A 14817-nucleotide genomic window follows, 5' to 3' on the forward strand; every position below is an offset into this window, starting at 1 on the left:
CGGTCCGGGCCGGAGGAGATCGAATGTGAGCGGAACCGCGCAACAGGGATCGGCGCGCCTTGGCTAGAAGCGGGGACATCGCGGCGGAAAACCGGCTCGGAAGCCAGATCCGCGACACGCTGGGCCTTTTCCGCAGCTCGGGCTTCGGGCGCCGGGCGGCGCTGCTGGTGGCGGCCCTGGTCGCGGTGATCGGGCTGACCGCCTATATGCAGATCCGGCTGAACGCCTGGAACGAGCCCTTCTACGACGCCCTCACCCGCAAAGACATGGCGGCCTTCGTGACCCAGCTTGGCGTCTTCGCGGTGCTGGCGGGCATCCTGCTGGTCCTGAATGTCAGCCAGCTCTGGCTCGACCAGACCATGAAGCTGACGCTCAGGCGCGGGCTGTTCCGGGCGCTGGTGCGCGACTGGATGGCGCCGGGGCGTGCGCTCCGGCTGTCGCGGGCGGGCAAGATCGGCGAGAATCCCGACCAGCGGCTGCAGGCCGATATCGACCAGCTCGCGGATCTGAGCGCGGCGCTGGGGATCGGGCTGTTCCAGGCGACGTTGCTACTGGGGTCCTTCATCGGCGTGCTGTGGCACAAATCCGAGGGCTTCAGCCTGACCTTCGCCGGGCAGAGCCACGAGATCCCGGGCTTCATGGTCTGGTGCGCGCTGTTCTATGCCTCTGCCGCCTCCTGGCTCAGCTGGCGCGTCGGCCGCCCGCTGGTCGCGCTTAGGGCCGAGGAATCCGCGCGCGAGGCCACGCTGCGCTTCGATCTGGTCCGGGTCAGCGAGGCTGCGGGACGGATCGCGCTCGAACGCGGCGAACGCGCCGAGACCGCCCGGATCGAGACCAGCTTCGCCGGGGTCGTGGGCATCGTCGAGGCGGTGATCCTGGCCACCGCGAACCTGACCTGGGTGACGGCGGGCTATGGCTGGTTCACGCTGGTCGCGCCGATCCTGGTGGCCGCGCCCTTCTATTTCACCTCGGACATGAGCATCGGCGAGCTGATGCTGGTGGCCGGCGCCTTCACCCAGGTTCAGGGCTCGCTGCGCTGGTTCGTCAGCAATTTCGCGGTGATCGCGACCTGGCGCGCGACGCTGTTCCGGGTCGCGAGCTTTCATCGCGCGGTCCGGGCGGTCGACCGGGCCGAAGCCGATGACGCCGCCCCGCGGATCGACCGGCACGAGGGCGCCCCGCGGATCGAGATTTCCGGGCTGCATGTCGTCACCCCGCATGTGGGCGTCAGGCTCGACCCGCCCGAGATATCCCTCGCCCCGGGCGAAAGGGTTCTGCTGCAGGGCGGATCGGGCTCGGGCAAGACGCTTCTCTTCGAGACGCTGGCCGGGCTCTGGACCCGGGCCGAGGGCCGCCTTTCGATGCCCGCCTCCGACCGGGTGATGTACATGCCGAGCAGGGCCTATGTGCCGCCGGGACGGCTCGATCTGGCGCTTTGCTATCCCGAACCGGCCCGCCGTCACGGCCGCGACGAGATGGCTGCGGCGCTGAGCGCGACCGGGCTCGGGCATCTGACCGGGGCGCTGGCCGAAGAGGGGCGCTGGGACCAGTTGCTGAGCGAGAGCGACAAGCAATGCCTGGTCTTTGCAAGAGCGCTGCTGCGCGGTCCCGACTGGCTGGTTATGGACGACGTTCTGGACCAGCTCGACCCCGAGGCGCGGAACCGGATCGAGGCCCTGCTGCAGGGGCGGATGGCCCGGATCGGGGTCCTGGGCATCGGCGACGGCACAGCACCCTCGCCGGTCTTCGGCCGGATCGTGAGGATCGTGGCCGAACCGGGCAGCGGCCAGACCGGGGCGCCGGCACGCTGAAAGGGCGGCCCGGCCAGGGGCACGTCTGGGGGCACGCCAGGGCCGTCAAGGTTGACGCTACGGAAAATCGTGGAAAATACACGCAAGGAATGAGAGAGTTCTAAACATTCAATTCTGGGAGGAATCAATGTTTACGAAATCGCTTTCTTACGTGTTTTTCCTGTCCGGCCTTGCCGCCCCCGCCGCCGCACAGACCGTCTTTGTCGATCAGGGCGACAGCTGGAGCCCCTCGCTCCGCGCCGCCTTCTACACCCAGGATCAGGGCTCGCGGATCATGCCGCTGGCCTGGATGGAGGCGCTGATGCAGCCCGACGGGACGCCGTTTCTGGCCGACGGGCTGGCGCGCTATGGCTATCTGCCGATGCCCGACCGCGACGACGGCACGGCCCTGCCGGTCGGCTTCACCACCAATGAGGGCATGGGCGACACCGCCATCGGGATGACCTGCGCCGCCTGCCACACCCGCCAGATCGAGGTGAGCGGCACCGCCTACCGGATCGATGGTGGCCCGGCCATCGTCGATTTCCAGAGCTTCCTCGCAGATCTCGACGCCGCGGTGCGGGCCATGCTGGAGGATGAGGCCGCATTCGAGGCCTTCGCCGACAAGGTGGCCGAAGATCAGGACGACCGCGCCGGGCTGCGCGACGAGCTCGAGACCTGGAGCCTGCGCTTCCATACCCTCATCAGCCGCTCGCTGCCCGATCCGGGCTGGGGGCCGGTCCGGCTCGACGCGGTCTCGATGATCTTCAACCGGCTGACCGGGCTCGATCTCGGCGCGCCGGAAGACGCCTACCTGATCCCCGAGAATGTCATGCTGGCCGATGCGCCGACGCGCTATCCGTTCCTGTGGAACGCGGCGCGCCAGGACATGACGCAATGGCCGGGCTTTGCCGCGAACGGCAACGACCTGCTGGGGCTCGCGCGCAATCTGGGCGAGGTCTACGGCGTCTTCGGCGAATTCCATCCGATCGAGAAGCAGGGGCTTCTTTTCAACCGCGACTATGTCACCAACAACTCGGCAAACTGGGAGGGGCTGAAGGCGCTGGAGGAATGGATCTGGGATATCGGCGCACCGCGCTGGCCCTGGGAGCTCGATGCCGGTCTGGTCGAACAGGGCGGCGCGGTCTTCGCCCGCCCGACCGATCAGGGCGGCTGCGTCGAGTGCCACGGCAAGCGCCAGGGCGCGTTCCGCTCGATCTTCCACTCGACCTGGGCCACGCCGATCCTGCCCGCAGGCACCGACGAACGCGAATGCGAGATCCTGACCCGGACCGCCAGGACCGGCGTGCTGGAAGGCGCCAAAGTCCCGCTGTCGAGCAAGCCGATCGGCGCCGAGGCGCCCGCCTTCGACCTGCTCAGCGCCTCGGTGACAGGCGCCATCATCCAGCATGCCGTCGGCTTTCGCCTCTCGGGCGGGCTCGAGGCCAGCGCCGCCGTCTCCGCGCTCCAGAACGATGAGAAATTCATGGCCGAATTCGACGATCTGCGCGGCGCCTTCCCGCAAAGCGGCGATGACGGCATGCTGGAAAGCGCGGCCGCGCCCTGTGCCTATGAGGCCCGGGTGCTTGACGGGATCTGGGCCGCGGCGCCCTATCTGCATAACGGCTCGGTCCCGACCCTGCGCGAGCTCCTGACCCCGCCCGCCGAACGCATCGCCGCCTTCACGCCGGGCCCGGCCTATGACCTCGAGGCGGTCGGCATGGCGGTCGAGCAGACCGCCTTCGACCATGTGATCGAGACCACCGGCTGCGACGATCTCAGTTCCGGCAACAGCCGCTGCGGCCATGATTACGGCACCACGCTGAGCGCGGAGGACAAGCGCGCCCTGCTCGAATACCTCAAGTCGATCTGAGTTGCCCGACCGCTCGGGCCGCGGCCTCTGCCTTCCGACACGCCGCCGGGATGCCCCCGGCGGCGCCGTCATTTCCGCCCGCGCGGCCCGCCGAATGCGGATCTTGTCCTGGCGGAGGGGGGCCTTGACCGAGCGCAGTCAAGAACAAAGACGCGGCACCGATCGGTATTGACAACCTGAGAGCGATAATTCCGCAACATCCACAGGATTTCAGAATCGTTCCGGCGACGGAAGGAAAGACCTCTGCAAATCTCTGACAAATTATATTTTTCTCTGCAAATCCCGCTCCATCCGCTCTGGCAGAAAGGCCCAGCATCGGGCCCCTCCGCCCCCTCCAACCGCTCCGATAGCCTTTTGTGAAGGTTTTCAGGGGAGGATTTTTTTGGACTTTCGGCCATTTTTCGCCGATAATTGATGCAGCGCTACAAAGAGAGCCGGGTCTCCGGCTCGCGGGGCGCGACACAAACCATAAGAGGCGCCTTGCCCGGGCGGCCGCCGGAAACGGCTGGCACGTCACAGGACAGGTGCGCGCGAACGAGGCGAGAGCGGTTGTGCGTAAATTGTCGGGATTTTGGGGGCTGGTGACAGCCTACTGGGTCTCCCCCCGCTGGGCGGAGGCCTGGACATTGACGATCGTGGTCTTCGGACTGACCACGCTTCTGAGCAAGGCCAGCGTCTGGGTCGCGACCTCGAGCGCCGATTTCCTCGCGGCACTGGCCAATTTCCACCGCCCCGAAGCGGGCGTCGATCCGGCCGAGCTGCTGCTGATGGCCGCCGCCGCCCTGGTCGGGATCTATGCCGCCCGCGCCTGCGGCGTGGCGCTGCGCCATTTCCTGTCCTCGACCCTGCACCGGCGCGCCCGGGCCTGGCTGATCGGCCGCTTCGATGCCGCGATGCTCGCCGATGAACGCATCGCCCTCGATCTGATGAGCGACCGCAGCGAGACCGCGCGCGGCGCGCGCATGCCCGACGCCATCGATCAACGCATCGACGAATGCTCGATCGGGCTTTACGGCGGGCTGATCGGGCTGACCATGGGGCTCTGGGGCGCAGTGACCTCGGTCTGGTTCGTCTCGGCCGCGATCCTCGAACGCAGCCAGCCGGTGCCGCAGCTCGACCATTGGGGCGCTGCGGCCAATGCCTGGATCGAGGCCGAATTCGGCCCCGGCCTCGCCGCGCGCGTCGATCTGGTGCCGGGCGAATACGGCACGGCGCTGCTGGTGGCGGGGCTGATCCTGCTTTACGTACCGGCCATCACCTGGGTCGCCTGGCGGCTCGGGCGCATCATCGAACGGCTCAAGCTGCAGCGCCAGCGCCGCGACGGCGCCTGGCGGGGCGAGCTGGGCGGGCTTCTGCACCGGGTCGGCCAGATCGCCGCCTCGCGCGGGGAACGCGCCCAGCGCCGGATCAACACCCGGCTTTACGCCGCACTCGACCGCACCTGGGGCCGGCAGAACGGGCTTGGCGCCGGGATGATGCTGTTCACCGATCTCTACAACTTCCTGTCGCACAGGATGCTGGCCTATCTGCCCGCCCTGCCCGCCTTCATGGCCGGGCACATGAGCTTCAAGACCTTCGCCGCCAGCAGCGAGCTGACCGCCGGGCTGATCGGCGATCTGTCCTGGTTCATCAACGTGATGCCCGAGATCGCGACGCTGCGCGCCAATGCCGGGCGGCTGACCGAGCTTGCCGCCGCGATCGAGCGGGTCCGGGCGCGGCAGGAGTTCTATGCCGAGACCGGGATCAGCCGCTTCGAGCGCAGCCGCGACGCGAAAGGCGCGCTGGTCGAGATCTCCGGGCTTGCGCTCTGCCATCGCGGTCACGATGCCACGCCCTTCGTCGAGCTGCCGCGCCTGCGGCTCGGGCGCGGCGACCGGATCTACCTGCGCGGCGCCAATGGCTCGGGCAAAAGCAGCATCCTCAAGGCCGTGGCCGGGCTCTGGCCCTACGGCGAGGGGCGCGTCGCCCTGGCCGGGGGCGCGCGGCTGTTCTTTGCCGGACAGGAACCCGACCTGCCCGAGCGGATGAGCCTCAAATCGCTGGTCTGCTACCCGGACCCGGCCGAGAAGCATGCCGATCTGGTGGTCGCGCGGGTGCTGTTCCGCGCCGGACTTCAGGACTTCGTCACCGAGATGCACAGCGATCTCTATCACGGCAAGACCTGGCGCACGGTGTTCTCGGGCGGTCAGAAACAGCGCCTGGTGCTGGCGCGCATCCTGCTGATGCGGCCCGACATCCTGCTGCTGGACGAGGCCACCTCGGCGCTTGACGTGAACGCCTCGGTAGATTTCCATGACGCATTATGCGAGGAATTGCCGAAGGCCGCGGTGATCGCGGTTCTGCATGGCGAAACCCTGCCCTACGACCCCGACGGGCGCCCCTTCTATACCGCGATGCTCGACATTGCGCAGGGCGTGGGCCGGGTCCGACCGGTGATGCCGCCGAGCCTTGCCGCCGCCCGCCACGCCGCGGAATAGGCGCGCGACGGTCCGGCAGGCGCGGCGAAGGGAGGCCCGCATGGCCAGCACAGGCACCGAAGAAACCGTCGCCCGGCTGATGACCGAGATGACGCTGGCCGAGAAGATCGGCCAGCTGAACCTGCTGGCTGCGGGCGAAGGGCTGACCACCGGCGAAGCGACCGAAACGCCTTTGGCCAAACGGCTCGATGCGGGCGCGGTCGGCGCGATCTTCGGCACCAAGTCGCTGGCCTCGGCCCGGGCGCTGCAGGAGCGCGCGCTGGCGGGCTCGCGCCTCGGGATCCCGCTGTTCTTTGCCGAGGACGTGATCCACGGCCATCGCACCGTCTTTCCGCTGCCGATCGCGCTGGCCGCGAGCTGGGACATGGCGCTGATCGAGGCAACCGCCGCTTTCGCCGCCGCCGAGGCCTCGGCCGAAGGGCTGCATCAGGTCTATGCGCCGATGATCGACGTCTGCCGCGATGCGCGCTGGGGCCGGATGGCCGAGAGCCCCGGCGAGGATCCGCATCTCGCGGGCGCCATCGCCGCCGCCATGACCCGGGGCCTTCAGGGCCCGGACCCGGCCACCCCCGGCCGGGTCGCGGCCTGCCTCAAGCATTTCGTGGCTTATGGCGCGCCGCTTTCGGGGCGCGACTACGACAATGCCTCGCTGGCCTGGGAGGATCTGCTGGAGATCTACCTGCCGCCCTTCGCCGAAGGTGTGGCGGCGGGCGCAGCCTCGGTCATGGCCGCCTTCAACGCCGTCAACAAGCTGCCGATGCATGCCCATGGCCCGCTGATCGAGGGCTGGCTGCGCGGTCGGGCGAGCTTCGACGGGCTTGTGGTCTCGGACTATACCGGCATCCGCGAACTGGTCGCGCATGGGCTGGGCAGCCCGGCCACGGTCGTGCTGCGCGCGCTGGCCGCAGGCATCGACATGGACATGGTGGGCGAGGATTACCTGACCCATCTGCCCGCACTGGCCGAAACCGGGCTCGAGGCGCCCGAGGCGGGGCTGAACCTGTCCGCAAAGCAGGTGCGCGCGCTGATCGAGCGGGCCTGTGCCCGGGTGCTGGGCTTCAAGGCGCGGCTCGGGCTGCTCGACGATCCCTGGCGCGGGCTGACCGGCACGCCCGCCGCCCCCAACCGGGCCGAGGGCCGCAGGCTGGCCCGCAAGGCCGCCGCGCAATCCGCCGTCCTGCTGAAAAATGACGACCTCCTGCCGCTTTCGCCGGGCACGAGGCTGGCCCTGATCGGGCCGCTGGCCGATGACAGCGCCAACATGCTGGGCACCTGGTCGGTCTCGGGCCGGGCCGAGGATGTGACGCCGCTTCTGGCCGCGATCACGGCGCTGGCCGGGCATCCGCCCGACCATGCCCCGGGCTGCAATCTGGTCGAGGAAGACTGGCTGATCGAGCGGTTGAACGTCCATGGCACGACCGTCACCCGCGATCCCAGAAGCGAGGCCAACATGCTGGCCGAGGCGGTCGCGGCGGCAAAGGCGGCCGATGTGGTGCTGGTCGCGCTGGGCGAGGCCAAGGAACATGCGGGCGAATCCTCGTCGCGGCTCTGTCCCGACCTGCCCGCGCCGCAGCGCCGCCTGCTGGATGCGCTGGCCGCGACCGGCACGCCCCTTATCGTCGCGGTCTTCGCGGGCCGCGCTCTGGCGCTCGGCGGCATCGAACGGCAATGCGGCGCGCTGCTCTACGCCTGGCATGGCGGCATTGCCGGGCCCGAGGGCGTGGCCGATCTGGTCTTCGGCCGGGCCGAGCCCTCGGGGCGGCTGCCCGTCACCCTGCCCGCCGGGCCCGGACAGACCCCGCTCAGCCATGCCGAGGACCCGACCGGCCGTCCCTGGACCGGGCATTTCGCCAAGTTCCGCACCGGCTGGCTCGACCTCGCGGATGACAGCCGGCCCTACCCTTTCGGCTTCGGGCTGTCCTATACCGAGGTCGGTTACGGCCCGCCCCGGCTTTCGGCCCGCGAGGCCCGGCCGGGCGACCGCGTCAGCCTGAGCGTCACGCTGACCAATACCGGCACACGGCCCGCGATCGAGACGGTGCAGCTTTACCTCTCTGACCCCGAGGCCCGCATCACCCGGCCCGCGCGCCGGCTGGTGGCGTTCCGCCAGGTCGAGCTGGCGTCCGGCGAGGAACGCGAGGTCGCCTTCGAGATCAGCGCCGAGATGGCGCAATACCCGCTGGCGCCCGCGCTGGACGCGGCGGAATGGGTCCGCGATCCGGGCCGGATCCTGCTGCATGTCGGCCCGAACAGCCGCGACACCCAATCGGAGACACTGACATGGCTGGCGTGATCCGGGGCCTTGACGATGCCCTGCTGCGCGACCGCATCGCCCAGGCGACGGCGGGGTATTTCCTCGACTGGAGCCATCCGGTCAGCGGCATGGCGCGCGAGCGCAGCGCCGGGGCCTTCGGCTATGACATCGAGGACACGGTCTGCACCGGCGGCACCGGCTTCGGGCTTCTGGCCCAGATCGTCGCGGCCGAGCGCGGCTGGCGGCCCCGGCGCGAGATCCTCGACCGGGTGGAACGGCTGGTGGGGTTTCTGGAAAGCGCCGACCGCTTCGAGGGCGTCTTTCCGCATTTCCTGCATGGCGCGACCGGGCGCGTCCTGCCCTTCATGGCGGGCGACGATGGCGGCGATCTGGTCGAGACCGCCTTCCTGATGACGGGCCTTCTGGGTGCCGCCGCCTTCTTCACCGAGGCCCCCGGGATCGGCGCCAGGATCGAGGCGCTTTACGACGCGGTGAACTGGGCTGCGCATCTGCGCGCGGATGGCGCGGTGATGTGGCACCGCCATCCCAAGCGGCCCTGGGGGGCGACCGCGCTGCCGATCCGAGGCTGGAACGAGGCGATGCCGGTCTTCGTCCTGGGCGCCGGGTCCGAGACCTTTCCCATCCCGCCCGCCAGCTATCACGAAAGCTGGGTCAAGACGCCGAGCTTCGTGAACGGCCGCAGCTATGCCGGCACGGTCCTGCCGCTCGGGCCCGACTGGGGCGGGCCGCTGTTCCTCTCGCAATATCCCTTCCTCGGGATCGACCCGCGCGGACTTAAGGATGCCTATGCCGATTACGGCGCCCAGGCCCGCGCCCATGCGCTGGTCAACCGCGCCCATTGCCTGGCGAACCCGAAGGGCCATGCAGGCTACGGCCCCGACTGCTGGGGCCTCACGGCCAGCGACGACCCGAAGGGCTATGCCGCCCATTCGCCCACCCATGATACCGGCGTCATCACGCCCACGGCGGCGCTCTCGTCCTTTCCCTACGCACCCGCCGAGGCGATGCCGGTGCTGCGCCATCTGCATGACGATCTGGGCGAGCGGATCTGGGGCGAGGCGGGCTTTGTCGATGCCTTCTGCCCGAATGGGGACTGGGTCGCGAAAAGCCGCCTGGCCATCGATCAGGGGCCGATCGTGGTGGGGCTCGAGAACCACCGCTCGGGGCTGATCTGGCGGCTGGTCTCAAACCGGCCCGAGATCCGGCGGGGGCTTTTGCGGCTGGGCTTTTCCGCGCCCTATCTGGCGGCCAGCGCCTGATCGCGGGCGGCCGCGGCCATGAGGAAGGCGGCAGATGACCAGGTCAGCCCAAGGCAGGAGGCAGGCGCGCCGGTCTCGCGGTCGGCCTGTTCGGGCAGGTCGTCGCCCTCGGGCGCGAGGTCTTCCACCACCGCCATCAGCGCCTCGGCCCGCTCGAACTCGGCCGCAGCGCCGGTTGCCGCTGCGATCCGGTAATAGGCCTCGGCAAAGCCCAGCGTGACCGGAAACCACGGATTGCCGCCGAAGAAGACATCCCCCGCCCGGCGCCCCAGCGCGGGCGCGGTGCGGCCCTGGTTCACGGGATAGAGCCCGGCAAACAGCGCCTCGAGCGCCGCCATGGTGGCCCGGGTCCGGGGCGCGGTCAGCGCGAAGGGGCCATCCCTGCGCCCGGCCTGCACCAGCGCCAGCACCGTCGCGGCATCGAGCGCGCCCGGCGCCGCCTCGAGGCTTTCGCGCCAGCCGCCCGAGACCGGATCGGCGGCGCCTGCGATCAGATCGGCGATCTTCCCGGCCGCCTCGGCCAGATCCGCCCGCCCGAGACGCCGCGCCCCGAGATCGAGCGCATCCCACTGCGCGATCAGCGTGAAGCTGCTGCGCCGGGCGGGCTCTTCCTCCCAGGGGCCGAGGCAGGGCGCCCCGGCCATGGCCAGCGTGAAGTCGAGATCGCGTGCGATCAGCCGGTCGGGCTCCGCGCCTCGCGCCTCGGGCATCGCCGCGCCCAGCCGCATCAGCGCCGCGGCCCGCAGCGCAGGCCCGTCGAATTGCGGCCGCCCCCAGCGTTCGAGATCGGGGCCGCCATCGGCGGCACAACGCGGCTCGGCCAGCCAGGCGGCGCCGGTCAGGGCGGAAAGTTCGGCATCGGGGCGCAGATAGGGCCGGAAGGCCTCGGTCGCGCTGTCTTTCAGAGGGTTGACGCAAGACCCGCGCCGGTCGGGGTCCGAAATCGCCAGCGAAAAGCGGACATGATCGCTGACCGCCTGCCGCCAGAACCCCGCCGCCCCGGGCTCGGCCGCCATCGCCTCGGGAATGGCGGCAAGCGCAATGGCCGCATCGCGGGTCCAGTGGTGGAAATAATCGGGCTCGGGGTCCCATGAGGCCACCCGCGTCGAGGCCAGGACCGACCCCGGCGCAGGCACCACCGTCCAGCCGAAGCCCGCGCGGTGGCGGGACAGCCCGGTGGCCGACACCGCGCGGCGCAGCGCCCGCGCCGCGCCCTCGCGCCGGGCCGCGACCCAACCCCGGTCCGGCCCCGCGCTCACGCGCCCAGCGCGGCCAGCGCGACGCCCAGCATCGCCGCCACGCCGGGCCCTGCCGGGCAATGGTTCTGCCCCGGCAGCGCCCCGAAGAACCGCCCGTTCGGCGCCGCGTTGAAATAGGCGCGCGCATCGGCCAGCGGCACGATCCCGTCCTCGGCCCCGGTGATCACGCCCAGCGGCGCCGCGATCCGGGCCAGCGCGGGCGCGGCATCCTCGGCCTCCATGCCCGCGCGCATCAGAGGCACCTCGCGCTCCAGCGCGGCGACGGCAGGCGGCCCCATGGCCACGCGCGCCGCCAGAAGTCGCGCGCCCGACAGCACCGGCGAGGCGCCCAGCACATGATGCGGGTCGCCCAAATCGGCCCCCAGATGGCCGATGGCAAAGCCACCCAGACTGTGGCCCGCCAGCGCCAGCGGAGCCTCGGGCCAGCGCGCGCGGGTCCAGACCATGACCTCGGCCGCGGCCCGGCGCAGCCCGTCCATGGTCAGCCGGTCGGCCGGCCCGGAAGCGGGCAGCGCGATGGAATTGGGGAGTTCCGGCGCCACGACGCGCCAGCCGCGCGCGAGATAGGCCTCGGCGATGACCGCGATCTGTACCTGATCGGGCGCACCGTTCCGGCCATGAACCAGAAGCACGGTGCCGCGCGGTGCGATACCCGGTTCGGCCATGACAACGGGCACGGGCTCGTCGGCGCGCAGACGTTGGGCGCGGGCGGTCCAGAGAGCGGAGGAAGAGGAACTGTCCATGCTCCGGTTCTAGCCCGCATGCGCAGGCCCGCAAGATCCGGCTTGCGCGCGGATTTCGGAATTGATGAGAAATGAAACCGCCTCCGTCGATACCGGAAGGCATCGCGGCCCGCACCTGCCGGGATACAAGGCCGCGGCCCGCATTCCCCCATCAGCCCACCTTGCCGCGGCCGCCACCGGCATTTCACCGGGCCTCCGTTCTGCCTGCCACGCGCCCCGGACCAGGGCGGAACGAGGCCGCGCCTGGCCGGACGGACCACCGCCCCACAGGTCTCGACACCCGCCGCCCCATCGTGACGGCCTTGCGATGAAGGATCTGCCGGGCACCGCCGAAAGCCCGAGCGGGCGGAGACCGCAGAGGCGCCCCCCCCCCGCGCGACGGGAACTTGGCGATGATCGCGCCGCCTTGTCAGGGATCGCGGCCGGGCGTCGCGCTGCGGTCGCCCACTTGCCAAGGCGGCCTCGGCGCACAGCCGTCAGGCCGCGACGGGCATGACCGGGACCGACCGGGCGGCCCCTGTCCCGGAGGGCGCCCTCCCAAGGGGAACGCCGCCGATCCGGTCGGGAGGGATTGCGTCGTCCGGCTCTGATCCACCGGTCAGGCCTGCGGTCATTTCCAGAGCGCGCAGGCCCCGCCGGTCAGGCCCCGTTCAGGCGGAAGCGGGGGATAGAGCGTTCGCCACCAATCATCGAGCGCGGCCGGATGGCAGGCCAGCCGTACGGCACAGCCGCCGGTCAGATCGAGCCAGGCCCCGAACCGCGCCGCGGGCACCGGCACCAGAACCGGCCGCCGGGCCGCAGCGGCCAGGATCAGCGCCGGTCGCCAGTGCCGTTCGGCCAAAGCCCCGCCGCAAAGGGTGATCGCCAGCAGATCCGGCACCTCCGCCCCGGCCGTCGGGCAGGCTCCACGGCTCTGCGGCAGCCTCAGCACCCGGCGGCCTTGCCTGCGAAGCCGCGCCAGAAAGGCCGCGATCAGCGGGCCGGGGGCCTCGCCCGCCGCAAAGGTCAGGGCCGCGACATCGCCATCGGCATCGTCAAGCAGGCATCTGGTCGGGATCATTGGGGCCTCCGGGCGGGGTCGGTCGATCAACGCCAATCCATCACTATAAAGGTAGACTATATATCGAAATCCCTGCCTCAACCATCCCGCGCGCCGTCCCGTCTCCGCCGCAAGGCACGCCATGCCCGGGAATTGGGCATGCAGCACGTCTTTGCGCCGCCAGAGGCCGGGGCGCGGGGCACGGCCCGCTTCGGGCTGAAACCTGTCGAGTCGAGTGATCCCATGTCGGATTTCTTGTGAAATTGCCTTGTTTGAAGGCATATTCGCGCCGGTTGCCCAGAGTTTCGCCACCCGCTTTATCCCCGCCCTGCGACGGATCGCGCCAGCGCGAGGACAGCTTCTTCAAAACCGCTATAAAGTCGGCCTTCTTAATGTTCAGGCTTGCGCCAATCCGGCGCGGCTCGTTATGTCGTAAAAATATATAGCGCTGAATATGTTCACAGGACCCCGCCCGATGTCGACCCCATCGCTCAAAGCCGCCCTCACCCTTCAGCGCGAGGGCGCCCCGCGGGTCGGCGGAGACCGCATCCGGCTGCTGCAGGCCATCGAGGCACAGGGCTCGATTGCCGGCGCCGCGCGCGAGATCGGGCTGTCCTACAAGGCCGCCTGGGATGCGGTCGGCTCGATGAACAACCTCTTCGCCCATCCGCTGGTCGAAGCGGCGCCGGGCGGTCGGGCGGGCGGCGGCGCCCGGGTGACGCGCACCGGACATGCCGTGATCGAGTGTTTCTCGATGCTGGAAAGCGCACTCGGAAAGACCTTTGCCGCCATCGACACCGGATTGAAGACCGCGCCGGCCGGCGCGGTGAACACGCTTTGGAGCCTCATGATGCAAACGAGTACCCGCAACACGTTCCGTTGCACCGTGACCCGCGTCACCCCGGGCGCGGTCAGCACCGAGATCGACATGGCGCTGACCGACGGCCATCGCCTGTCCGCCATCATCACCGAACGCAGCGCTACGGATATGGGGCTTGCCGAAGGCGCCGAGGTCTTCGCGCTGATCAAGGCGACCTTCGTGATGCTGGCCGCCGGCGAGGCGCCCGTGGCGATCTCGGCCTGCAACCGGTTGACCGGCACCGTCTCGGCCCGCGAGGACGGCCCGGTCAACAGCGAGGTGACGCTCGATCTGGGCGAGGGCAAGACCATCACCGCCATCGTCACCCGCAAAAGCGCCGAGGCGCTCGGCCTGAAGACCGGCAGCACCGCGACCGCGCTGTTCAAGGCCAGCCACGTCATCGTGGCGATGCCCTGAGCGCGCGCCCCCGGTCCCATCGTCTCACCACCTCACCGACCTGAAGGGGAAAGGATCCTCCATGACATTCCGTCCGACCGCGCTGCGCAGCGGCATTGCCGCCCTCCTTGCCACGCTGGCGCTGAGCGCTCCGGCCCGGGCCGCCGAAACCGTGGTCGCCGTCGCCGCGAACTTCACCGATGCCGCGACCGAAATCGGCGCGGCCTTCGAGAAAGCCACCGGCGATCGCGTCACCTACAGCTTCGGCTCGACCGGACAGCTTTACACCCAGATCACCCAGGACGCCCCCTTCGAGGTGTTCCTCGCCGCCGATCAGGCCCGCCCCGAAAAGGCCGAGGCCGAGGGCCATGCCGTGGATGGCAGCCGCTTCACCTATGCGGTCGGCAAGCTCGTGCTTTACAGCAGCGAGGCCGGGGCCCTCGACGATGGCTCGGACGCACTCGCCCGGCCCGGCATCGCCCATATCGCCATCGCCAACCCGGTGACCGCCCCCTATGGCGCCGCGGCCGTCGAGGCGATGAAGGCGCTCGGCCTCTACGAGACGCTGGAGCCGAAGATCGTGCAGGGCAAGAGCATCAGCCAGACCCATCAATTCGTGGCCACCGGCAATGCCGAGCTGGGCTTCGTCGCGCTGTCGCAGGTCATCGCCGAGGAAGGCGGATCGCGATGGATCGTCCCGCAGGAGATCTATACCCCGATCCGTCAGGATGCTGTGCTGCTGACCAGGGGCGCCGACAGCGAGACCGCCCGGGCCTATCTCGACTTCCTCAAAAGCCCCGAGGCGCTCGCGATCATCGGGAAATACGGCTACGGCACCGAGGACTGA

General features: G+C 69.9%; 10 protein-coding genes. 7 read left to right on the top strand and 3 right to left on the bottom strand.

Going from position 1 to position 14817, the window contains the following annotated elements:
- Positions 1–59 precede the first annotated feature (59 nt).
- The 5 genes from B5V46_RS10840 to B5V46_RS10860 all read left to right on the top strand — a co-directional run bounded on the left by B5V46_RS10840 (position 60) and on the right by B5V46_RS10860 (position 9674).
- Entirely contained in the window at positions 60–1811 is a 1752-nt protein-coding gene (locus B5V46_RS10840) for an ABC transporter ATP-binding protein/permease (protein ID WP_080616612.1), read from the top strand.
- A gap of 151 nt (positions 1812–1962) precedes the next feature.
- A complete protein-coding gene (locus tag B5V46_RS10845) occupies positions 1963–3663 on the top strand; it encodes a di-heme-cytochrome C peroxidase (protein ID WP_231119092.1) in 1701 nt (566 codons plus the stop codon).
- 635 nt (positions 3664–4298) lie between these two features.
- The gene (locus B5V46_RS10850; protein WP_231119304.1) at positions 4299–6140 is read left to right on the top strand and encodes an ATP-binding cassette domain-containing protein; all 1842 of its coding nucleotides are present in this window, start codon (positions 4299–4301) and stop codon (positions 6138–6140) included.
- A 40-nt stretch (positions 6141–6180) separates the two neighbouring features.
- A complete protein-coding gene (locus tag B5V46_RS10855; RefSeq protein WP_080616615.1) occupies positions 6181–8433 on the top strand; it encodes a glycoside hydrolase family 3 N-terminal domain-containing protein in 2253 nt (750 codons plus the stop codon).
- The gene (locus B5V46_RS10860; RefSeq protein WP_080616616.1) at positions 8421–9674 is read left to right on the top strand and encodes a glucoamylase family protein; all 1254 of its coding nucleotides are present in this window, start codon (positions 8421–8423) and stop codon (positions 9672–9674) included. Before B5V46_RS10855 ends, B5V46_RS10860 begins: the two co-directional genes overlap by 13 nt.
- Here the strand turns inward: B5V46_RS10860 and B5V46_RS20235 are convergent.
- The 3 genes from B5V46_RS20235 to B5V46_RS20245 all read right to left on the bottom strand — a co-directional run bounded on the left by B5V46_RS20235 (position 9653) and on the right by B5V46_RS20245 (position 12736).
- Entirely contained in the window at positions 9653–10933 is a 1281-nt protein-coding gene (locus B5V46_RS20235) for a glycoside hydrolase family 15 protein (protein WP_080616617.1), read from the bottom strand. The genes B5V46_RS10860 and B5V46_RS20235 overlap by 22 nt on opposite strands.
- Positions 10930–11676 carry an alpha/beta hydrolase gene (locus B5V46_RS20240; RefSeq protein ID WP_080616618.1) on the bottom strand — a complete coding sequence of 249 codons (747 nt, stop codon included), beginning with the start codon at positions 11674–11676 and terminating at the stop codon, positions 10930–10932. The genes B5V46_RS20235 and B5V46_RS20240 overlap by 4 nt, the downstream gene beginning before the upstream one ends.
- Positions 11677–12286: 610 nt before the next feature.
- Complete coding sequence (locus B5V46_RS20245; protein ID WP_080616619.1) at positions 12287–12736, bottom strand: DUF2478 domain-containing protein; 450 nt, start codon at positions 12734–12736, stop codon at positions 12287–12289.
- Between the two features lie 454 nt (positions 12737–13190).
- Between B5V46_RS20245 and B5V46_RS10880 the strand changes: the two genes are divergently transcribed.
- On the top strand, positions 13191–13991 hold the full coding sequence (locus tag B5V46_RS10880) for a TOBE domain-containing protein (protein ID WP_080616620.1): 801 nt from the start codon (positions 13191–13193) through the stop codon (positions 13989–13991).
- Positions 13992–14052: 61 nt separating this feature from the next.
- Entirely contained in the window at positions 14053–14817 is a 765-nt protein-coding gene (gene modA, locus B5V46_RS10885) for a molybdate ABC transporter substrate-binding protein (protein ID WP_080616621.1), read from the top strand.

It is taken from the genome of Rhodovulum sp. MB263 (assembly GCF_002073975.1).
In the GTDB taxonomy this organism is placed as follows: Bacteria; Pseudomonadota; Alphaproteobacteria; order Rhodobacterales; family Rhodobacteraceae; genus Rhodovulum.